Source organism: Leptotrichia buccalis C-1013-b (assembly GCF_000023905.1).
Lineage (GTDB): Bacteria > Fusobacteriota > Fusobacteriia > Fusobacteriales > Leptotrichiaceae > Leptotrichia > Leptotrichia buccalis.
This window is the reverse complement of the sequence record NC_013192.1, coordinates 2,066,053-2,087,200: the sequence shown is the minus strand read 5'-3', so window position 1 is coordinate 2,087,200 and position 21,148 is coordinate 2,066,053. Positions and strand designations below refer to the sequence as shown.

Annotated in this window: 20 protein-coding genes; 13 read left to right on the top strand and 7 right to left on the bottom strand. The window is 29.8% G+C overall.

Annotation, left to right across the window (positions count from 1 at the left end):
* The first annotated feature begins 5 nt into the window (after positions 1-5).
* Positions 6-770 carry a copper homeostasis protein CutC gene (locus tag LEBU_RS09745; protein ID WP_015770167.1) on the top strand — a complete coding sequence of 255 codons (765 nt, stop codon included), beginning with the start codon at positions 6-8 and terminating at the stop codon, positions 768-770.
* 133 nt (positions 771-903) lie between these two features.
* On the opposite strand, the gene LEBU_RS09740 is transcribed toward LEBU_RS09745, so the two are convergent.
* A complete protein-coding gene (locus LEBU_RS09740) occupies positions 904-1,173 on the bottom strand; it encodes a hypothetical protein (RefSeq protein WP_015770166.1) in 270 nt (89 codons plus the stop codon).
* Positions 1,174-1,459: 286 nt separating this feature from the next.
* On the opposite strand from LEBU_RS09740, the gene nadN reads away from it, so the two are divergent.
* The 8 genes from nadN (at position 1,460) to LEBU_RS09700 (ending at position 10,059) form a co-directional block, all read left to right on the top strand.
* A complete protein-coding gene (gene nadN / locus LEBU_RS09735) occupies positions 1,460-3,247 on the top strand; it encodes an NAD nucleotidase (protein WP_015770165.1) in 1,788 nt (595 codons plus the stop codon).
* 524 nt (positions 3,248-3,771) lie between these two features.
* On the top strand, positions 3,772-4,179 hold the full coding sequence (locus LEBU_RS09730) for a MazG nucleotide pyrophosphohydrolase domain-containing protein (protein ID WP_015770164.1): 408 nt from the start codon (positions 3,772-3,774) through the stop codon (positions 4,177-4,179).
* A 50-nt stretch (positions 4,180-4,229) separates the two neighbouring features.
* Positions 4,230-5,885 (top strand): bifunctional metallophosphatase/5'-nucleotidase, encoded by a 1,656-nt coding sequence (locus tag LEBU_RS09725; RefSeq protein WP_015770163.1) that lies wholly within the window; start codon positions 4,230-4,232, stop codon positions 5,883-5,885.
* A 77-nt stretch (positions 5,886-5,962) separates the two neighbouring features.
* On the top strand, positions 5,963-6,427 hold the full coding sequence (locus tag LEBU_RS09720) for a hypothetical protein (RefSeq protein WP_015770162.1): 465 nt from the start codon (positions 5,963-5,965) through the stop codon (positions 6,425-6,427).
* Positions 6,428-6,615: 188 nt separating this feature from the next.
* The gene (gene eno / locus LEBU_RS09715; RefSeq protein WP_015770161.1) at positions 6,616-7,926 is read left to right on the top strand and encodes a phosphopyruvate hydratase; all 1,311 of its coding nucleotides are present in this window, start codon (positions 6,616-6,618) and stop codon (positions 7,924-7,926) included.
* A gap of 157 nt (positions 7,927-8,083) precedes the next feature.
* The gene (locus tag LEBU_RS09710) at positions 8,084-8,515 is read left to right on the top strand and encodes an adhesion protein FadA (RefSeq protein ID WP_015770160.1); all 432 of its coding nucleotides are present in this window, start codon (positions 8,084-8,086) and stop codon (positions 8,513-8,515) included.
* Positions 8,516-8,593: 78 nt separating this feature from the next.
* Positions 8,594-8,995, top strand: coding sequence for an adhesion protein FadA (locus LEBU_RS09705; protein WP_015770159.1), 402 nt, complete (start codon positions 8,594-8,596; stop codon positions 8,993-8,995).
* A gap of 173 nt (positions 8,996-9,168) precedes the next feature.
* On the top strand, positions 9,169-10,059 hold the full coding sequence (locus LEBU_RS09700; protein WP_015770158.1) for a DMT family transporter: 891 nt from the start codon (positions 9,169-9,171) through the stop codon (positions 10,057-10,059).
* A gap of 23 nt (positions 10,060-10,082) precedes the next feature.
* Here the strand turns inward: LEBU_RS09700 and LEBU_RS09695 are convergent, their stop codons facing one another.
* Positions 10,083-10,925 (bottom strand): PhzF family phenazine biosynthesis protein, encoded by an 843-nt coding sequence (locus LEBU_RS09695; RefSeq protein WP_015770157.1) that lies wholly within the window; start codon positions 10,923-10,925, stop codon positions 10,083-10,085.
* 140 nt (positions 10,926-11,065) lie between these two features.
* Here LEBU_RS09695 and LEBU_RS09690 point away from each other — a divergent pair, with 140 nt between their 5' ends.
* Positions 11,066-11,839, top strand: coding sequence for an META domain-containing protein (locus tag LEBU_RS09690; RefSeq protein WP_015770156.1), 774 nt, complete (start codon positions 11,066-11,068; stop codon positions 11,837-11,839).
* A gap of 137 nt (positions 11,840-11,976) precedes the next feature.
* On the opposite strand, the gene trxB is transcribed toward LEBU_RS09690, so the two are convergent.
* Both trxB and trxA read right to left on the bottom strand, forming a co-directional pair.
* Entirely contained in the window at positions 11,977-12,912 is a 936-nt protein-coding gene (trxB, locus tag LEBU_RS09685; protein WP_015770155.1) for a thioredoxin-disulfide reductase, read from the bottom strand.
* Between the two features lie 118 nt (positions 12,913-13,030).
* The gene (gene trxA, locus LEBU_RS09680) at positions 13,031-13,342 is read right to left on the bottom strand and encodes a thioredoxin (RefSeq protein ID WP_015770154.1); all 312 of its coding nucleotides are present in this window, start codon (positions 13,340-13,342) and stop codon (positions 13,031-13,033) included.
* Positions 13,343-13,635: 293 nt separating this feature from the next.
* Between trxA and LEBU_RS09675 the strand changes: the two genes are divergently transcribed.
* Positions 13,636-14,292, top strand: a complete 657-nt coding sequence (locus LEBU_RS09675; protein WP_015770153.1) for a metalloregulator ArsR/SmtB family transcription factor — start codon at positions 13,636-13,638, stop codon at positions 14,290-14,292.
* A 463-nt stretch (positions 14,293-14,755) separates the two neighbouring features.
* On the opposite strand, the gene LEBU_RS09670 is transcribed toward LEBU_RS09675, so the two are convergent.
* The gene (locus LEBU_RS09670; RefSeq protein WP_015770152.1) at positions 14,756-15,526 is read right to left on the bottom strand and encodes a DeoR/GlpR family DNA-binding transcription regulator; all 771 of its coding nucleotides are present in this window, start codon (positions 15,524-15,526) and stop codon (positions 14,756-14,758) included.
* A gap of 67 nt (positions 15,527-15,593) precedes the next feature.
* Positions 15,594-16,319 carry a transaldolase family protein gene (locus LEBU_RS09665; RefSeq protein ID WP_015770151.1) on the bottom strand — a complete coding sequence of 242 codons (726 nt, stop codon included), beginning with the start codon at positions 16,317-16,319 and terminating at the stop codon, positions 15,594-15,596.
* A gap of 542 nt (positions 16,320-16,861) precedes the next feature.
* On the opposite strand from LEBU_RS09665, the gene LEBU_RS09660 reads away from it, so the two are divergent.
* Together LEBU_RS09660 and LEBU_RS09655 are read left to right on the top strand one after the other, a co-directional pair.
* Positions 16,862-17,680, top strand: a complete 819-nt coding sequence (locus LEBU_RS09660) for a glycyl-radical enzyme activating protein (RefSeq protein ID WP_015770150.1) — start codon at positions 16,862-16,864, stop codon at positions 17,678-17,680.
* A gap of 56 nt (positions 17,681-17,736) precedes the next feature.
* Complete coding sequence (locus LEBU_RS09655; protein ID WP_015770149.1) at positions 17,737-20,139, top strand: glycyl radical protein; 2,403 nt, start codon at positions 17,737-17,739, stop codon at positions 20,137-20,139.
* 168 nt (positions 20,140-20,307) lie between these two features.
* On the opposite strand, the gene LEBU_RS09650 is transcribed toward LEBU_RS09655, so the two are convergent.
* A complete protein-coding gene (locus LEBU_RS09650; protein ID WP_015770148.1) occupies positions 20,308-21,057 on the bottom strand; it encodes a DeoR/GlpR family DNA-binding transcription regulator in 750 nt (249 codons plus the stop codon).
* Between the last annotated feature and the right edge of the window lie 91 nt (positions 21,058-21,148).

Here is a 21,148-nt window from a genome sequence, read left to right as displayed (position 1 = left end):
ATAAAATGAGAAAATATACTCTTGAAATATGTACAGATAGTGTGGAATCCGCAATAAATGCTGAAAAAGGCGGAGGTACAAGGCTTGAATTGTGTAGTAATTTAATAATTGGAGGTACTACACCTGCAGCAAGTCTTTTTGAAGAAGTCCGAAGAAATGTAAGTATTCCGATAAATGTCCTGATAAGACCAAGATTCGGAGATTTTCTATATTCGGAATATGAATTGGAAATTATGAGAAATGAAATAAAAATGTTTAGAAATCTAGGAGCTGACGGGATAGTTACAGGAGTTTTAACTAAAGATGGAAAAATAGATATTGAAAATATGGAAAAATTTATTTTGGAAGCAAAGGGCATACCAGTAACTTTTCATAGAGCCTTTGATGTGTGTAAAAATCCTATAAGTGCGTTTTACCAGTTAAAAAAATTAGGCGTAAATACAATATTAACATCAGGACAGGCGGAAAATTGCTTAAAAGGAAAAAAATTATTAAAAGATCTTGTTGGACTTTCTAATGAAGATAATGAAAAAAAACCTGAAATACTTGTGGGAGCAGGATTAAACAGAAAAAATATCAAAGAAATAATAAGTTTTACAGGTGCAAGAAATTTTCATTTTTCTGCCAAAAAAATAAAGCAAAGTGAAATGCTGTATCGAAAAGAAAATGTGAATATGGGGTTGAAGGAATTTAGTGAATTTGAAATTTTTGAGACAGATGAAAATTTGGTAAAGGAAATGTCTGAATATTTACAAGAAATATTTGGTTAGGTGCTTTTAAAAAAATTAAATTAATATTTGTTAGTTTGACTTTAAAGAAAAGGATTTTAGTATAAAAAATGGTGCTGTTCATTTTGCAAAAATAAAAATTTACAAATGTTTCAGCACCAAATAAATTGTTTAATTAGTGTTTTCTATGTCTACGAGAAGGTTCTCTTTTTACATACACGATTTTATTATTTCTCTTGGAATATTTTTTTACTTTATGAGAAGGCTCTCTTTTTATGTATACAATCTGTCTGTTCTTTTTAGCCTTTTTCTTTACTTTGCGAGAAGGTTCCTTTTTTACATATACGATTTTGTTGTTTTTTCTAAAAGCTGAAAAAGAGGTAGTGGAAATTCCAATTACTCCCAAAATTAAAATCATTTTTTTCATAATATTTCTAAAATTCATTATACCAACTCCTTCTATCTATTTTTATATTATTGACAATTTAAAATAAATTTATTTTATCCAAACATAAACCCAATATTATTTAATTTATTAGTTTGATGTTAAAAAATTCAAATATATTTTGAAATCATCTGGTGCATTATAACATTATTTTATTTTAAAATATAGTAAAATTTATTTAAAATTTATTAATTTATAAAAAATTTATATATTTTTAGTGCTTTTTTTGAGAAATCAAGTTATAATTAAATTAAGAAATATAAATCTTTTTTTAGGAGGAAAAGTTATGAAAAAATTACTTTTATTAGGTCTAGCAGTATCGCTGTTTTCTGCAGTAGGTTTGGAAGCAAAAACAGTAAAAAAGGGAAATAAAGGAAGTACAGCAAGTACATTTGAACTAAACGTGGCTCATATTAACGATCACCATTCACATCTGGAAGAAGAAAAAATGCCTTTAAAATTAAATGGTCAGACAGTTACGGCAACTATTGGCGGACTTCCTAGAGTAGCACAGGAAATAAAGGATTTTAGAAAAAATAATAAAAATACTTTAGTTCTTCACGCTGGGGACGCAGTAACAGGGACTCTTTATTATACGCTATTTGAAGGAAAAGCTGATGCTGAGCTTATGAATGTAATAAACTTTGACGCCTTTACATTGGGAAATCATGAATTTGATGATGGAAACAAAGTTTTGAAATCATTTCTGGATGCTTTAACTATACCTATAGTTTCGTCAAATGTTGTACCTGACAAAGGAAGTATTTTAGAAGGAAAATGGAAACCTTACCTTATCAAAAATGTTGGCGGACAAAAAATTGGAATTATTGGAATTGATGTTGTGAAAAAAACAAAAGAATCTTCCAATCCTGGAGACGATGTGAAATTTCTAGATGAAGTTGAAACAGCTAGAAAATATGTAAAAAAATTACAAGATGAAGGAATAAACAAAATAATTGTGCTGTCTCACGCTGGATATGAAAAAAATGTTGAAATTGGGGAAAAAGTTGACGGAGTTGATTTAATTATATCTGGAGATACGCATTATTTATTGGGAAAAGAATTTGAACAATTTGGACTAGTTCCTGAAAAACCAGATTATCCTAAAAAAGTAAATTCACCTGATGGAAATCCTGTTTATATTGCAGAAGCGTGGAACTATTCATATTTATTGGGAGAAATGAAAGCAAAATTTGATAAGAATGGAGTAATTAAAGAATTGATTCCAACTCCGAAAGTGCTAATTGGAGATACTTTTGAAATAAAAAATGCTGAAGGAAAAGTTGTGCAGCTGGGCGAAAAAGAAAAAGCAGTAATCATAAATTCTATAAAAAATAACAAAAACATAAAAGTTGTAAAAAATGACACTGTTACAGAAAAACTGCTTGAACGATATCAAAAAGAAAAAACAGAATTAGGGAAAAAATCGGTTGGTAAAATTACAGAAGAAATTTTAGGAGGATCAGACAACAGAGTTCCAGGGCCTCACAATAAAGACGGTTCTTTTGCAACAACACTTGTAGCCGAATCAGTTTTACATAAATTAAGAAATATGGGAACAGGAAACGTTGACTTTGTAATCGTAAATGCAGGAAATGTCAGAATTACACTAAATCCTGGAAATTTCACTTATGATCAAGCCTACTCATTGTTACCATTTACATCAAACACAGTATTCATAACAGATATTACAGGTGCCGAAGTAAAACAGGTGTTAGAAGATGCAATTGACTATGTATTAAACGGTGGATCAACAGGAGCATTCCCTTACGGTGCAGGAATCAGATATGAAGCCACAAAAGAAGGAAACCTTGGAACAAGAGTTAAAAAAATAGAAGTATTTGACTTTAAAGCTAACAAATGGGTTCCAATCGATGCTAAAAAATCCTACATGCTAGCCGTAAACTCATACATCGCTCAAGGAAAAGATGGATACACAACATTAGGAAAAATTACAGCTCAAAAACGTGGAACAGACACTCATTTAAGCGACACAAAAATCTTTATTGATTATTTGAAAGAGAAAAAAGAAGTAGGAAGACCGAAATCAACAAACGTAATCTTCAAATATTAATATTTTTCGCAAGGGCATCAGACGCCATGCCCTTGCATCCCCGCTTTACGCAAAACTTTCTTATAAAGAAAAAATAAAACTCGATTTTGAACCAAAGTTATTTTAACTGAAATAACTGTGTATAATTCAAAATATATTTCAAAATCTCAAACAGTTATTTTTTCTTTAACGAAATTTTGCTTGTTTCATGTTTTAATAAAACTATTTTGTTGTAAATAAACTAAAAATGTCGTGATTTTTTTGAAATAAAAACTACTGTCTGAGCTTTTTCAAAATATTGAAATTAAGATTATTTGAAGAGACGGGAACAGCCTTTATTAAAAAGCGAGTTTAGTTTTTATTTCAAAAAAATACTTAGACAAGCCGGGATTGTAAAGGGGATGGCGACTGATCCCCTTTACGTAAAAAAAAGAAAAACATAAAAATTATGAAAAAAATTCATTAATAACAGTATATTGTGTAAAATAAAAACATTAATTTTAAGTGTTTATACCAAAGAATTTAGAAAAAAAGGAGGTAGTTTTATGGATAAAAAAAATAATAACGGTGATGATATGACGCTTAAGGAAGTACAGTATTTGATAAAACAGATAGAAAAAGGGACCTTAGGTAAAAGAAAAAGAGAAAAAACTCCACAGGAAAGAAAAGAAAATGGACAAAGGCTCGTTTTGAAATTAATTGAGGAATTTGGAGAACTTGCTGAAAATATTAGAAAAAATGTCAGATACGATGGAAAAAACATAAAAGGGACAATTGAAGAGGAAGTATTTGATGTTTTTTATTATATTATTGCGATTGCAAATGATTATGAGATTGATTTGGAAAAGATTTTTTATATTAAGGATGAAGTGAATGAAATAAAATATGGCAGAGAATTTTCCATTTATGAGGCTAGGGAAAAATGGAAAAATAAAAATAAAGAAAAAGAATAATTGAATTAAAAAATATAAAAATAAAAAAATGAAAAGGAAATATAAATATTATGACAACAGGAAATACTGGGATTTCTTTGAAAAAAAAGGAAGTAAGTATAAAAATATTGGGAACAAGTGATGTGCATGGAAGGATACTTGCTTGGAACTATGCGGCTGATGAAGAGGACAAATCAGGTTCTTATGCACAAATTTCAACATTGGTGAAAAAAATTAGGAAAAAAAATAAAAATGTGATTTTAGTTGAAGTTGGGGATGCGATTCAGGATAACTGGATAGAAAAGTTTGCGATGACACCGAAACATCCTATTCCAGAAATATTAAATTATATGGGATATGATATTTTTGTGCCAGGAAATCATGAATTTAACTTTGGAATGCCAACTTTATCGAATATTTTGCGGGATATGAAATTCAAAAAGTTAACTGCTAATTTGTATTATCACGAGAATGCTGAAAATGACACTAATTTTTCAAAAGACAAAAGCAGATATTTGGACGCAACGACAATTATTGAAAAAGAAGGTGTAAAAATTGGGATTATTGGGCTTTCTACTCCGATGTCGGCACAATTTGAAGAAGATACTGGATATTTGAATGATTTTTATTTTGTGTCGCCTATAAAAGAAGCTCAAAAGCAAATAAAAAAATTGAAAGAAGAAGGAGCAAATGCCATTGTTGTTGTGGCTCATATGGGGATTGAAAACGAAAACGGGATTCCTGAAACTGGAGTTAGAGATTTGGCAAATGCGGTTCCTGAAATTGATGTGATTGTGGCAGGACATATGCACCAGAATATTCCAAAAGAGATAATTAATGGAGTTCTTATTACAGAGCCTCACAGATACGGAACATTTGTTTCAGAAGTTGATTTGAAATTTGAAATTGATGGTAAAAATATTAAATTAATAAGTAAGGATTCTACAACAATTCCAGTAAAAAATGAAGAATCTGATGAAAAAATTGAAGAAATCTACAAGCCGTTTCATCACAGGCTTTGTGTTATTGCAGACGAAGAGATTGGAGAAACTTTAAATGATATGGTTTCAAAAGAAAAACATTACGGTGTATCGGCTGCATTTGGGAAAGACACAGGAATGTCCTCGTTCATAACGGATGTAGAACTTTATTACAGTGGTGCTGACGTTGTTTCATTTGCATACAATTATGAAAATGTAAGACTGGACAAAGGTAAAATCAGAAGAAAAGACATAGTTTACAACTACCGTTACACAGGTGGAGATGTTACAATCTATGAAATGACTGGAAAACAGTTAAAAGACTATATGGAATGGGCTGCCGACTATTTTGACACAATTCAGGCTGGAGATACTGAATATCGCTATAATCCAGAACGTGCCAACGGGAAATACGTAACTTTTGATATTTTTGGCGGAGTGAAATATAAAATTGACTTAAGAAATGAAAAAGGCAGTAAAATTACCAATCTGATGTTAGTAAATGGAACAAAAATAACTCCTGAAATGAAACTGAAAGTTGGAATGAACGCTTACAGATTTGAGCAGCTGGCTAGAAAAGGCGGTATTTTCGATGGGCAGGAAATACCAGTATTATGGGCATCAAAAGAAGCAATTGGAAATATAAAGGGAACTATCCAGAATATGATGATTGATTATATCCGAACTGTAAAAAATGGTGTAATTGACGGAAAAAGCCATAATAACTGGGAAATAATAGGATTATAAATGGAAATAAACTTTTAGATATTAAAAAGTTATAAAATACAGATTATTTGAATAAGATGTAGCGAGGAAAATTGAATATGAAAAAAATATTTTTATTTATATGCTTAATCTTGATGTTTATTTCTTGTGGAAAATTCGATAGAAAGAAATATAGCAAGAAAGATTTAAAAAAATTGGATTTTAGTAAAAATTATGACTTTAAACATAAAGAAGCTGTTATAGGAAATTCAGACTATTTTGAGTGGAATCTTGAATGTGAGAAGTTAAATTGTAATATTTCCTATTTACATGGAGTCAAAAAATATTCAAAAAAAATTGTTTTAAAAGATTTTAAACAAAAAAATAATATAATTAAGAAAATAATAAATGGGCTGAAAAATCCAAACGAAAATGTAGTAATTGATGATCATTATCCAGAAAGCAAGATTATAATTTATGATAAAAATGAACATTATTCTTTTGATTCAAATGTTGAAAATAAGGAGTTTTATAAAATATTAGATAATTTGCTTGGAGAAAATCATGAAAAATTGATAGAATGATTTAAAAAAATATAAAAGGTAAAAGCAGAAATATTTAGATAAAAATAATAAAAATAACTAGCTTATCTAAGGTTAATAAAATTTACAAAAAAAATTATAAAAAATTAAAATTTTATTTTGAAAATCAATAAACATTGTGGTATAATTAATATAAGAAATATATAACAAATTTACGGAGGTAATTAGAAATGACTAGAATTGAAGATATCTATGCAAGAGAGATACTTGATTCAAGAGGAAATCCAACTGTGGAAGTTGAAGTTTACTTAGAAGGTGGAGCAATGGGAAGAGCTTCTGTACCATCTGGAGCATCAACTGGAGTACACGAAGCAGTTGAATTAAGAGATGGTGACAAATCTAGATATTTAGGACAAGGTGTATTACAAGCAGTAGAAAACGTAAACAAAGTTATTGCTGAACACTTAATCGGATTTGACGCTTTAGACCAAGTAGCTATTGATAAAGCTATGATCGAGTTAGACGGAACACCTAACAAAGGTAAATTAGGAGCTAACGCAATCTTAGGTGTATCATTAGCAGTGGCAAAAGCGGCAGCTAACCAATTAGGTATACCTTTATACAGATATTTAGGTGGAGTAAACGCTAAAGAATTACCAGTACCAATGATGAATATCTTAAATGGTGGATCACATGCTGATTCAGCAGTAGACGTTCAAGAATTCATGGTACAACCTGTAGGAGCTAAAACATACAAAGAAGCATTAAGAATGGGTTCTGAAATTTTCCATCACTTAGGAAAAATCTTAAAAGCAAATGGAGATTCTACTAACGTAGGAAACGAAGGTGGATATGCACCATCTAATATTAACGGAACTGAAGGAGCTTTAGATGTAATTTCTCAAGCTGTAGAAGCTGCTGGATATAAATTAGGAGATGACGTTACATTCGCAATGGATGCTGCTTCATCAGAATTTGCAACTAAAAATGCAGACGGATCTTATACTTACACATTCAAAAGAGAAGGTGGAGTTGTAAGAAACTCAGACGAAATGGTTGAATGGTACAAACATCTAACTTCTAAATACCCAATCGTATCAATTGAAGATGGACTTGCTGAAGATGACTGGGATGGATTCAAAAAATTAACTGATGCAATCGGAAAAGATGTTCAATTAGTAGGGGATGACTTATTCGTTACTAATACTCAAAGATTAGCAGATGGAATTGAAAAAGGAATTGCTAACTCAATCTTAATTAAAGTAAACCAAATCGGTACTTTAACTGAAACATTAGATGCAATTGAAATGGCTAAAAAAGCTGGATATACTGCAGTAGTATCTCATAGATCAGGAGAAACTGAAGATGATACAATAGCTGATATTGCAGTTGCTACAAATGCAGGACAAATTAAGACTGGATCAGCATCAAGAACAGATAGAATGGCTAAATATAACCAATTATTAAGAATTGAAGATGACTTAGCTGAAGAAGCTGTTTACGAAGGTAAAAAAGCATTCTATAACATTAATATTAAATAGTAATGATAATTAATTAATAACTAGAAGTAAAAAATGTCTCTTTTAATAAAATACGTTTAAAAGAGATATTTTTTTAAATAAAAATTGACAATTCTTGATAAATGATATATAATATACAAGATAATTAAAACCGATAACTAATATAGGAGGAAAAAAAATGAAAAAAGTTGGAATTTTATTTATGCTTTTAAGTGCTTTATCATTTTCAGCTACTTCAAAAAAATCTTCAAAGACTTCAAAAAAATCTTCAAAATCAGTAGAAACTCAATCAGTAACTAGTAGATTTAATCAACTTGAAGCAGAACTTGAGAGATTAATAAATATGGAAGATCAAGAGTACAATAAATTGAAAGCAACTGCGGAATCAGCAGCAGAAAGATTAGCTGAAAAGAGTGCTCAAAAAGCTCAAATAGAAGAAAAAATTGCAAAAATTGAAGCATCTGCATCAAATACAAAATCATTCAAAGCACAATATGGTGATATAATTAAACAATACAAAGCTGTTGTTAAATCATTAGATGCTGAAATTAGATCTTTAACTACAACAGTTGATAATTTTGCAGCTATAGAATCAGTTAAAGGAAATTAATTAAATTTAAAATTATGAAAGGAGATACGAGAAAAAATCGTAAATTATTATAATTTATAAATTCTCGTTTGTTTAGAAATGAAAAAAAGATTAGCAGTATTATTAGGAGTTTTAGTATTAAGTAGTGTTTCATTTGCAGCGCCAAAAACAGCACCAGCACGTGGAGCCGCAATTGAAAATAGTTTAAGTAACTTAGAAAATCAATTAGACAGATTACAACAATTAGAAGAAGCAAAATATAAAGAACAAGAAGCTTTAGCAGAAAGTGCAGCTCAAAAATTAAATAGCTACACTCAAATGCAAGCTAAAATTGATGAAAGAATTGCTCAAATTGAAGCAGTTACAGATAGTAGCATTTTCTCAAAAGAATTCAAAACAAAAGTTTCTGAATACAAAGCTTTAAGAAATCAATTGGATAAAGAAATTGCTAGACAACAACAAATTATTGATAACTTTGAAATTTCAAAATCTTTAAGATAGTAACAATAAGTTTAATAAAAAAGGTGCTTTTGCAAAATTATTTGGAAAGGCATTTTTTTTATGTATTTAGAATTTTGGTTTTTTAAAAATTTAAAGGTATGTTAAAGAATTTTACTGTATAAATAATTAATTTATAGAAAAGTAATTTTTTGATTGAAAGGAGAAAATTATATATGGAAACAAAATTAAAGCTACGTGGGATGTTGTTAGCTAGTTTGGCTTCAAGTTTTTGGGCTATTTCAGGAATTTCTGGAGAAATTCTTTTTAAACAATTTAATTTTTCATCAGATTGGCTTGTTTCGACAAGAACGTTAGTGTCAGGGATATTATTATTTATGATTGTTGTTTTTATTGAAAAGAAATCTATTTTGAGACCTTTAAAAAATAAATGGGACAGTATGGGGATAATTTTATTTGGAGTGGCAGGGATGTATTTGGTGCAATATACATATTTTAAAACGATTGAACTTAGTAATGTTTCATTTGCAACAATTTTACAGTTTACTGCACCATTTTTTATATTTATTTACGAATCTATAAAAAATAGAAAACTTCCATCTATTTCAACTGTAACGTTATTGTTTATGACAATTTTAGGAGTTGTGTTTATTGCAACTAAAGGAAATTTTTCAAATTTGTCAGTTTCACTGGAAGCACTGCTATTTGGACTTGTTTCAGCTGTTATGATAGCCTTTTATTCAACATATCCAAAAAAACTTTTGAAAAAGTATGGAAGTATAACAATAGTTGGCTGGGGAATGATAATTGGAAGCGTAATTTCAAATATTATCCATCCAATTTGGGAAATTCAAGGCGATATAAATACAAAATCAATTATTCAAGTAATAATTGTTGTAATTTTGGGAACTTCCATAGCCTATTTAATTTATATCGCAAGCCTGAATTACATTTCATCATCTCTTGCTGGAATTTTAACAGCTTTTGAGCCTGTACTTGCTGCAGTATTGTCTGTTGTTATTTTTGGATTGAAGTTTTCTATTATTGAGTTAATTGGTTTTGTGCTGGTTTTTGTTTCTATATTTATTTTGGAGAAAAGATTATAATTAAAAATAAGGGGAAACGCCCCTTATTCATAAAAAATTTCAGAAATTGCAAATAAAGCTGCTTTCCCGCTCATTTTCATTCGTCCATTATTTGCTAAGCTGCAGTAAAGCATCCCGCTTCGTTTTGAAGCCTGATAAGCAGTTAGATTTTCCTTTTGCAATTTTTTTATCCAATAGGGAGCGATGTGGCAGTGTCCAGAGCCACAGACAGGATCTTCGTAAACATTTAACTTTGGAGCAAAGGAACGGGAAATACAGTCTATTTTGTCAGTTGTATTTTTTATTTTAGAATTTAAGGAATAATTACTATGTTGAGCAGTAATGTGCAGCAATAATCCATCAAGTTTTTTAATTTTTTCCGAATCCAAATTTGCACTTAAAATAAATTCTTCATCGTCAAAGACGCACATTAAGTCCCGTCCTAGATATGCTTCAGTTGGCTTTTTCCCAATTAATTCAATCATTTCATCAGTTATTTCAACTTTTTTCAAATCATAAGCTGGAAAATCAAGCTCATATAAATCTCCATTTTTTCTATTTACAGTCAATTTACCGCTCAACGTATCAAAAATTACTGTCTTTAAATTTTTTTCATAATAATTCATAATTACGAAAGCACAGGCAAGAGTAGCGTGTCCACAAAGATCAATCTCTCCTCCTGGCGTAAACCATCGTAATTTATAATGAATTGCATTTACACTATCCTTTGTTGCTTGTTTTATCGCAAAGGCTGTTTCAGATAAATTGTTCTCTTTTGCTATGGAAAGCATAATTTCATCAGAAAGCCACTCATCTAGAATACAAATTGCGGCTGGATTTCCTGAAAATACTTTATCTGTAAAAGCATCAACTATATACTGTTTCATAATATTTTCCTTTCAAGTTTAATATATTAATTTTATCAAATATTGGAAAAATTTTCTACAAGTTTTTAAATTTTCTCATTTTTTTTTAATAAAATTATGATATTATTTACTTAAGAAAAAGATGAAAAGAGGTATCTAAAATGAAAAAAGTATTTGTCTTAATTGGAATTTTTACGATGTTTGTACTTAACTGTTTTGTTTTAAGTGCATATGCACAAAAAAGAAATATTTACACTTTGAACGAAACTTCGTGGGAATTAGGAAAAATTCAGCAGAAAGATAAAATTTTATCAATTCCAAAAGGAACCAATATCACAATTAATTTTTCAAAAGATAGCATTAACGGTCATTCAGCGGTGAATAAATATTTTGGAAATTATAAAATTCAAAATAATATTTTGATTTCACCTAATGTTGGATCTACAGAAATAGCTGGTTCTCAGGAACTGATGGATATCGAAAGAAAATTTTTTGATATTTTGCAATCTTCTCCTAAAATAAGTTATGATAAGGAAACACTTACTTTAAGCAATAATAAAGGTGAAATATGGATTTTTAAAGTTTTAACTTTAGAAAAAAAATTACGTAATACTAACTGGCGGCTCATCAATATGGCAGGGAAAAATATGAAGCTTCAGATGAAAAATGAAGAACAAATTACACTTTCTTTCACAGAAAATGAAATAAATGGGAATGCTGGAATAAATAACTATTTTGGAAATTATAAAATAAGTAATGACAATATCAGCATTCAAGGTATTGGAGCCACTGAAATGGCTGGTCCTGATAATTTAATGAGAATTGAAGGAGAGTATTTAGCTCTTTTAGAAAATGTAAAAAAAATTAAGTTAATTAATCAGAAAACTTTGGTATTAACGACGGATAAAGGGAAAACATTAACATTTGAGAAATAAAAAATGAAGTATTGAAGTCTGTATGAAGAATGAATGAAAAAAATAAAACGATATTTTTGGTAAAACTGTACTGTAAAATAATTTAACTTAACTAAATAAAGAGACCATTTTAAAAGTCTCTTTTTTATTTTTCAAAATTATAAATTATTTTCTCTTAAATATTCTTCCACATCAAGTCCTGCAATTGCTCCACTTCCTGCCGCGATAATTGCCTGCTGGTATCTGCCATCTTGAACATCTCCCGCTGCAAAGATTCCAGAAGTACTTGTTTTGGAAGATTTTCCTTTTGTTACAATATAGCCTCTTTCGTCAATTTCTACTTTACCTTCAAGAAATTTTGTATTTGGAGTTCTTCCGATTGCTACAAAAATTCCATCTGCTGTTAAAGTTTCAGTTTCGCCTGTTTTGTTATTTATAAGCTCTATTCCTGTAACTTTTTCATCAGCCAGTACTTTTTTTGGAGTGTAGTCTAGTTTCCATTCGATTTTGCTGTTGTCTTTAGCTCTTTTTTGCATAATTGCTGAAGCACGTAACGTATCTCTTCTGTGAATAACTGTAACTTTGTTGGCAAATTTTGTTAAAAAGACAGCTTCTTCCATCGCAGTATCTCCGCCACCAATTACAACAACATCTTTTCCACGGTAGAAAAATCCATCACAAGTGGCACATGCACTAACTCCTCTTCCAATATTTTCCTTTTCGTTTTCAATTCCAAGATATTTTGCACTCGCTCCTGTTGATAAAATTATCGTTTTTGCTTCTATAATATTTCCATTATCCAAATGTAATTTAAATATTTTTTTGCCATTATTTTCAATACTTTCAATGTCTTTTACAACAGCTTGTAAAAATTCTGTTCCAAAATTTTTGGATTGAGCCTTTATGTCTTCTATTAGCTGTGGACCTGAAATTCCTTGTGGAAATCCTGGAAAATTTTCAACTTCGGTTGTTGTTGTCAATTGCCCGCCTGGCTCCATTCCGTTTATAATTATGTTTTTTAATCCTGCACGGCTTAAATAAATTGCGGCTGTAAGTCCTGCTGGCCCTGAGCCTATAATTACTGAATCATACATATTTTTCACCATTCCTTTTTTATTTAAAATTAGTATTTATTATTAAAGCCTAGCAAAATTGAAAAACAATTGCTAGACTTCTTTTATAAATAAATATATCTTTAAATAACCTATTTTTTTATAATACTTGGTTTACTTCTTCGTAAAGTGACTCTTTTGAATGTAATCCAACTAATTTTTTAACAGGTTTTCCATCCTTGAACAAAATTAATGTAGGAATGCTTTGGATTCCAAAACTTTGTGCTAATTCTAGTTGTTCATCCACGTTTACTTTTCCAACTGTAGCTTTTCCGTCCATTTCACTTGAAAATTCTTCGATAATAGGAAGTTGCATTTTACAAGGTCCGCACCATTCTGCCCAGAAGTCTACTAGAGCCACTCCATTTGAAATGCTTTGTTCAAAATTATCTTTGTTTAAATTTAATGCCATTTTACTACCTCTTTCTATAAATTATTTTTATTAATTTGTAAATTTTATAGTTTATTTTTTAAAAAATTTGTGATATACTATTTTTAGAAAATCAACTATTCAATTAAGTAATTGAATAATATCATATTTAAAATAAATTGTCAATACTTTTATTATAAAATTTTGAAAATATATCAAAATTTAATATCCAGCTAGTCAAGGTTAAGTGAATTTGTAGATTAAAATAATAATTTTTAAGTTTGGTTTTAAAGAGGTTTAGTATAAATAAAGAAAGCAAAAAGGAGCTGAATTAAATGGATAAAATATGTCAAAATTATAAAAATAGCCTATATTCAGGATTGTCAAAAATAGGAAAATGCCTGTCCAGTGAAAAAAGAATCGAAATATTGGATTTGCTAGTTCAAGGAGCAAAAACTGTGGAAAGTATTTCAAATGAAACGGGAATGAGCATTGCAAACACTTCAAGACATTTACAAATTTTAAAGGATGGAAACTTAGTTATTAGTGAAAAAAAGGGGAATTATGTTGTTTATGAAATCGCAAATACACAAATAATTGACTTGGTGTATCTTCTGATTGGGGTAGGAGAGCAGCAACTGGCAGATATTCAGCGGATACACAATGAATTTAATGACAGTTGTATGAAAATCCGTCCAATTACTTTGGAGCAGGCTTACGAAATGGTAAAAAATAAAGAAACTTTAATAATAGATTTACGTCCAGAAGACGAGTTTAATTCAAGCCATATAGAAAACGCAATAAATATTCCAATGAAAAATCTTGAGGAAAATCTGAAAAAATTACCTAAAAACAAGGAAATAATTGTTTACTGTAGAGGGCGAAACTGTGCTTATGCAAATCTTGCTTCCAAATTTTTGAATGATAATGGATTTCATGCTTACAGCTTGAATCAAAGTTATTATGATTGGCAGAAGTATGGGAATATTTAAAAGTATTATTTATAATTTCATCTAGACATATTGCATGTCCTATATTTTTTGACAAAATGGGTAGCATTGTAAAGAAGGCTGTAGCTAATTTTTAGGGAAAGACATTCAAAACTTTTCCCCTAGTTTCAATATTTGATAAAGTTTTATCCATTAAATCAATAATTTCGTTTGCTTGATTCGATAAATATTTTCCGTCATCAGTAAGTGATATATTATGGTTTCCACGAATAAAAAGAGTGGTATTAAGTTCTTCTTCAAGTTCTTTTAATTACCGCGAAAGAATTGGTTGTGAAATATAAAGACTTTGTGTAGCTTTAGTAATATTTTTTCTTTTGGGACAGCTATGAAATAAAAAATAAAAAGCCAAACTTTTAAATCTGGCTTTTTTTTCAAATATATAAAAATTTATGATGTATAGAAAACTACTTAAAACTAGATAATATGTTAGAAACTTTCTAATAAATTAGAAAATTTCCACTTCAGATTTATCGAATATTTTTTTATAACTTTCCAAAAAATCTTTTTTATCTTTTTCACAAATAAATGTATTAAAATCAGATAAATTACTAAATTTATAATTTCCTAAAATCCCCAATTTTCTGTATTCAGTTGCTAAAAATATCTTTTTTGAAATATTCATTATTTCTTTTTTTGTATTTCCGTCGTTTGCTTCAAAATTCATCACTTTTCCAGCTTCTAAATCTATTCCTGCACTTCCAACAAAGGATTTATCCACGTTATATTTTTTTATGTAATTAATTGCTTCTATTCCAACATTTCCACCAATTTCTTTGTTGTATTCGCCACCTATCATAATTATGCTGATTTTTGAATTTTTATTAAAATGTGTTGTTATGCTAGGCATATTTGTGATAAGGGTTATTTCTTTTTGAGAGTTTGCGAGATATTCTGCTGCAATATAATTTATACTTGTAATATCAAAAAATATTGTTTCTCCAATGTTGATATTTTCCACAATTTTTCTTGCTATAATTTCCTTTGGTTTTGTTCTATTTATAATTCTTTCTTCAAGTGTGCTGGAATGTGCCAGTTCTTTTAGTAAGATTGCACCTCCATGAGTTCTTTTGAGTTTCCCTTCCTGCTCCAGCCTTTTTAAATTTTTTCTTATAATAACTTCCGAAACATCAAATTTTTCTGCCAAATCAGTAACTTTTACTTTTTTTTCATTTTTTAAAATTTCAAGTATTTTTTCTAGTCTTTCATCCAAAAACATATAAGTTCTCCAATACTTTTTTATAGTTACCTAGATTATACCAAAATTCATTTAATATTTCAAAGTTTTATAACAAGTCAAGCAATGTTTTTTCTCCATAAACTTTTTCCCAGTCTGAATTAAATGTATCCATACTCCAGTCTGTGTAAGGATGATAAATTAATTTTTCAAAAACATCTGGAGCGACTGTTACAGATTTTGATCCAGCCAGAATAGTTTCGTGAACTTGTCTTACATTCTTAAACGAAGCTCCTAATATTTTAGGTTCAAAAATTCTTTTGTATCGTGCCAGTTTTTCCTCATCAGTCTTTTTAGTCATTTCAAGAATTTTATAGGCATCTTTTACAATTTCAATTCCATTTTCACCAATGTTGTCAGAACGGTTAATATACGGAGCCATATATTCTGCCCCTGCTTCTGCTGCCATAATTATCTGTTGTGGTGATAAAATACCTGTTGCAGTTATTTTATGACCATCTTTTGATAAAATCTTCATAGCTTTTATTCCTTCAGGTGTTACAGGAATTTTTGTATAAAAATTTTCTCCAAAAGTATCACGCAAAAGCTGTACTTCCTTTACTATTATTTCAGCTGTACTTCCCACAGCCTGCGCATGTACGATCTTATCTTTTCCAATAATATCAAAAATATCGTTTATAATCTCTTTAAAATCTCTTTTTTCCTTGGCAATAATAGTAGGATTTGTAGTTACACCTGTTATTGGAAAAATGTCACTAATTTTTTTTATACTCTCCAAATTTGCTGTATCAATAAAATATTGCACTCTCATCATCCTCTCTCTTTTTTTATTGAAATAATAATTTAGTATTTTAATTAGTTTCGTTTTATTTCGATATTATTTTAATACATAATTTAAGAAAAGTCAATGCTTTTTTTCAACTTTTCTAAAAATTTTGATTGAATAATTACTTTTTTTATGTTATATTTATTACATAAAGAATCAATCATAATATGAAAAAACAACGACAAAAGCTTGTTCACTTTGAACTGGCTTTTTCTATTTATTTACATATATTTTAGTTTATTTTCCTAAATTATTCTACATAATTGATACTATATCAAAATCATATATAATATAATTTTTATTCTATTTCAATTTATATTCTCTTCTAATATTTTAAATAAAAAACAACTTCAAAACTAACAAATCTATTTCTTACTTTATAAATTAAATTAACTTTCACATTTTATATAAATTTTTTAGAAAATTAAATAAAACTATTGACAAATTTTCAAAAATAGGATAAAATCGAAATATAAAGAAACTAATTGAAACTAAAAATGTTTTTAAAAAGAAAAAGAGGGAGGTAATCTATGAGAGCGTTAGTTACAGATATTGAAAGAGGAGCCACATTTGATGGACCAGGAATCAGAACAGTCGTGTATTTTAAAGGATGTCCACTTAGATGTCTGTGGTGTTCCAATCCTGAAACACAAAAGCTGGAAAACGAATTTTGGGATTATGACGGCTCTCTTTATAAAGGAAATAAAACTTCATGTTCTGGCTGTCCTGCTGCAAATACACTAAAACAAGTTGCAAAAGATATGACGCTGGAAGAAGTGTTTGCAATTGTGATGAAAGATGAAAACTTTTATAGAAATTCTGGCGGAGGGGTTACGTTAAGCGGTGGAGAAATACTTGTAAATTCGGCTTTTGCAATAGAACTTTTTGAAAAGTTAAAAGAAGAGTATATCAACACTGCTATAGAAACAACAGGATATGGAAATTACAAGGATTTTGAAAAATTGGCAAAATTGACGGATACAATTTTATTTGACATAAAACATATGGACAACGAAAAACATAAAAAATATACCGCTGTTTCAAATGAAATAATCTTGAAAAATCTTACAAAACTTTCAGAATGGCATAAAAGAATCATTATGAGATTTCCATTTATAAAAGGAATTAACGATGATGAAAAAAACATTCACGAAACGGCAAAATTTTTAAAAAAGCTGAATTTGCTGGAAGTGAACATACTCCCCTATCACACAATGGGACTTGAAAAATATAAAAAATTAGGAAGAGAATATCCAATGAAGACACTTGAAAAACATACACAAGATGAACTAAATAATGCTTTAAATATAATGAAAAGTTATGGTTTACAGGCAAAATTGAATGGATAAAAAAATTAATAAAAAATAAAGACAAGATATTAAAATAAAAAATGGAGGAAAAGGCAATGAGAGAATTTGTTTTAAAAAGTGAAAGAGTAAAAAAATTAAGAGAATCAGCTTTATCAAAATTTCCTGGTGTCAGTGTCGAAAGAGGAAGACTTTTGACAAAAGCATACAAAGAACATGAAGGAAAATCAAAATACATTGTTCGTGCTTATGCAGTTAAAGAAATTTTAGAAAACATGACAATATACATAAAAGATGGAGAACTTATTGTGGGAAATCAGTCTGTTGATGAAAGAACGGCACCTCTTTTTCCAGAATATGCAGTGGATTGGATTGTTGATGAAATTAAGGAAAAAGGAAACTTTGACCATAGAGATGGAGATAAATTCAGAATTCCTGAAGAAGAAATTCCTGAACTTTTGGAAATATGTGAATGGTGGCGTGGAAAAACATTAAAAGATAGAGCGCACGCTCAGATGCCACAGGAAATAAAAGAAGCTGGAATCGCAAAAATTATTCACGGTGAAGGAAATATGACTTCTGGTGACGGACATATTGTACCTGATTTTAAAAAGGTTTTGACAAAAGGACTAAAAGGCGTGATTGAAGAAGCTAAGGCTTCTATAGAAAAAGTAGACATTACAGTTTATGGCGGGTACAATAAAATTGACTTCTTAAAGGCTGTAGAAATTGTAGCACAGGCAACTATTGATTTTGCTCATAGATTTGCAAATTTGGCAAAGGAACTTGCTGAAAAGGAAACTGATCCTCAAAGAAAAGAAGAATTACTTCAAATTCAAAAAAACTGTCTAAACGTACCTGAAAATCCTGCTAAGACATTCTGGGAAGGAGTACAGGCAATCTGGTTTATTCATTTAGTAATTCAGATTGAAAGCAACGGACATTCAGCTTCTCTTGGAAGAGTGGATCAGTATTTATATCCTCTTTACAAAAAAGATGTGTTGGAAGGGGATTTAGACAGGGAATTTGCAAAAGAAATGCTGCAATGCTTATGGGTAAAACTTTACTCTGTAATAAAAGTCCGTTCAACTTCGCATTCTGGTTACGGTGCAGGTTATCCAACTTATCAGAATGTTACAATAGGAGGATCGACTCCAAGCGGAAAAGATTCTACAAATGAATTAAGCTATCTGATTTTAGAAAGTGTCGGAGAAAATAAACTTACACAGCCAAACCTGTCAGCAAGATTTCACATAAATTCTCCAGAAAAATTTATTAGAAAATGTGCCGAAGTAGCAGCAACAGGTTATGGAATGCCTGCAATGCATACAGATGAAATAATAGTTCCTGCACTGTTAAACAAAGGTGTAAAAATTGAAGATGCCTACAATTATTCAATGGTTGGATGTGTAGAAGTGGCTGTTCCTGGAAAATGGGGATATAGATGTACAGGAATGACTTTCTTAAACTTTGTAAAAGCAACTGAACTTGTGTTAAATGACGGTTATGACGCTAGAACTGGACTTCAATTATTAAAAGCAGGGAAACTGACTGACTATGAAACTTATGAGGATTTATGGGAAGCATGGAAAAAATATATGAAACACTATACAAAACTGTCTGTTGCGCTTGATGCATTGTCTGATACACATTTAGAAGATTTTCCTGATATCTTATTATCAAGCCTTGTTGATGACTGTATTGGAAGAGGACTTTCAGCAAAAGAGGGTGGAGCAGTTTACGACATTATTTCAGGACTTCAAGTTGGAATTGCAAATGCCGCAAATTCACTTTATGCATTAAAAACTACTGTTTTTGATAATCAAATCCTAACAAAAGAAGAAGTTTACAATGCACTACAAACAAATTATGAAGGTGAAAATGGGGAAAGAATCAGAAAAATATTGTTAGAAGTGCCTAAATATGGTAATGATATTGATGAAGTGGATGAATTTGCTACAAACATCTACTGGACATACATTGATGAAATTCAGAAATACCATAATACAAGATATGGAAGAGGACCAATTAATGGTGGTTACGGAGTTTCAACATCTGGAATTTCTTCAAATGTGCCAATGGGAACAGTGAGCGGTGCGACTCCAGACGGAAGATACGCTTATACTCCTGCAGCAGAAGGAGGTTCTCCGACTCAGGGAACTGACACAAACGGCCCAACAGCTGTATTAAATTCTGTAAACAAATTGCCAACTTTAATGATTACAGGTGGACAATTATTGAATCAAAAATATTCGCCTGAACTGGTAAATACTCCAGAACAGTTTGAAAAATTTGTAAATGTAATAAAATCATTTATAAGTTCAAAAGGATGGCATATTCAATTTAACATTATTTCAGGAAAAACATTGAAACAAGCGCAAGTTGAACCTGAAAAACATAGAGATATAATAGTAAGAGTTGCTGGATACTGCGCTCAATTTGTTACACTTGACAGAACTACACAAAATGATATTATTTCAAGAACTGAACAAAGAATATAAATATGTATCTTTTTAGATAATTTTTATAGATAAGTTTTCTCTTTATACAAGGAGCTAACAATTTTAGGCTTCTTGTATTTTTTTATTTTTTATAAGGAAATTAAATTCATATTTTTTAGGTATTTACTGATATATTTGATAATTTTAAAAGAGGCATCAGCCTCTCAATTAAATGCATTCAATTCCTATTTTTTCATACTCTTCCAGTATCTCTTCCGATACACTCTTATCTGTTATAATTGTCGTAACATCTGCCATATCACATACTTTATAAGGCATTATTACATTAAATTTATTTGGTATAATTAACGTCACAACTCTGCTTGAAGACTTTATAAACTGACGTTTTACACTAACTTCCTTTTCATAAGGGCTTGTTATTCCCATAAGAGGATGAATTGCATAAGCTCCCATAAAACAAATATCTGGATAATATTCCTTTATCTGCTCCACCGCCGAATCTCCCACATTGGTCATAATCTTTTGAAACAGATTGCCTCCAACCATTATTATTTCTATATTTTTATGATTAGAAAGTTCACTTGCTATAGCAAGACTATTTGTAATTACCGTTAGTGACAAATTAACAGGAATCGCCCTTGCAAGCTGCAAATTTGTAGTACTTCCGTCTATTGCCACTAATTGACCATCTTTTAGAAGTTTTACTCCTTTCAATGCCAGTTCGTATTTTAATTCAGGCTCAAAATTTTCCCTTTCTGTGTAGTTCAAAGCGTATCTGTTTAAAGGCAGCGCTCCTCCAAAAACTCTTTTTAACAGTCCCTTTGAATCCATTTCAGCGAGATCTCTTCTTATCGTATCTTCAGAAACCGACAAATCAATCGCAAGTTCTCCAACTACAACTTTACCTTTGTTATTAAGTTTCATTAAAATTATATCTTGTCTTTCATTTTTCAGCATTTTATCATATCCAATCTTTATGTTATTTTTTATTCTATCGAATATTAGAAATTTTTTCAAGAAAAACTTTTTATAAATTTTAATTAATATC

Excerpts from the sequence above, each read along its gene's own strand:
- LEBU_RS09745 (WP_015770167.1), top strand. The coding sequence starts at position 6 with ATGAGAAAATATACTCTTGAAATATGTACAGATAGTGTGGAATCCGCA.
- LEBU_RS09740 (WP_015770166.1), bottom strand. The coding sequence starts at position 1,173 with ATGAATTTTAGAAATATTATGAAAAAAATGATTTTAATTTTGGGAGTA.
- nadN (WP_015770165.1), top strand. The coding sequence starts at position 1,460 with ATGAAAAAATTACTTTTATTAGGTCTAGCAGTATCGCTGTTTTCTGCA.
- LEBU_RS09730 (WP_015770164.1), top strand. The coding sequence starts at position 3,772 with ATGGATAAAAAAAATAATAACGGTGATGATATGACGCTTAAGGAAGTA.
- LEBU_RS09725 (WP_015770163.1), top strand. The coding sequence starts at position 4,230 with ATGACAACAGGAAATACTGGGATTTCTTTGAAAAAAAAGGAAGTAAGT.
- LEBU_RS09720 (WP_015770162.1), top strand. The coding sequence starts at position 5,963 with ATGAAAAAAATATTTTTATTTATATGCTTAATCTTGATGTTTATTTCT.
- eno (WP_015770161.1), top strand. The coding sequence starts at position 6,616 with ATGACTAGAATTGAAGATATCTATGCAAGAGAGATACTTGATTCAAGA.
- LEBU_RS09710 (WP_015770160.1), top strand. The coding sequence starts at position 8,084 with ATGAAAAAAGTTGGAATTTTATTTATGCTTTTAAGTGCTTTATCATTT.
- LEBU_RS09705 (WP_015770159.1), top strand. The coding sequence starts at position 8,594 with ATGAAAAAAAGATTAGCAGTATTATTAGGAGTTTTAGTATTAAGTAGT.
- LEBU_RS09700 (WP_015770158.1), top strand. The coding sequence starts at position 9,169 with ATGGAAACAAAATTAAAGCTACGTGGGATGTTGTTAGCTAGTTTGGCT.
- LEBU_RS09695 (WP_015770157.1), bottom strand. The coding sequence starts at position 10,925 with ATGAAACAGTATATAGTTGATGCTTTTACAGATAAAGTATTTTCAGGA.
- LEBU_RS09690 (WP_015770156.1), top strand. The coding sequence starts at position 11,066 with ATGAAAAAAGTATTTGTCTTAATTGGAATTTTTACGATGTTTGTACTT.
- trxB (WP_015770155.1), bottom strand. The coding sequence starts at position 12,912 with ATGTATGATTCAGTAATTATAGGCTCAGGGCCAGCAGGACTTACAGCC.
- trxA (WP_015770154.1), bottom strand. The coding sequence starts at position 13,342 with ATGGCATTAAATTTAAACAAAGATAATTTTGAACAAAGCATTTCAAAT.
- LEBU_RS09675 (WP_015770153.1), top strand. The coding sequence starts at position 13,636 with ATGGATAAAATATGTCAAAATTATAAAAATAGCCTATATTCAGGATTG.
- LEBU_RS09670 (WP_015770152.1), bottom strand. The coding sequence starts at position 15,526 with ATGTTTTTGGATGAAAGACTAGAAAAAATACTTGAAATTTTAAAAAAT.
- LEBU_RS09665 (WP_015770151.1), bottom strand. The coding sequence starts at position 16,319 with ATGATGAGAGTGCAATATTTTATTGATACAGCAAATTTGGAGAGTATA.
- LEBU_RS09660 (WP_015770150.1), top strand. The coding sequence starts at position 16,862 with ATGAGAGCGTTAGTTACAGATATTGAAAGAGGAGCCACATTTGATGGA.
- LEBU_RS09655 (WP_015770149.1), top strand. The coding sequence starts at position 17,737 with ATGAGAGAATTTGTTTTAAAAAGTGAAAGAGTAAAAAAATTAAGAGAA.
- LEBU_RS09650 (WP_015770148.1), bottom strand. The coding sequence starts at position 21,057 with ATGCTGAAAAATGAAAGACAAGATATAATTTTAATGAAACTTAATAAC.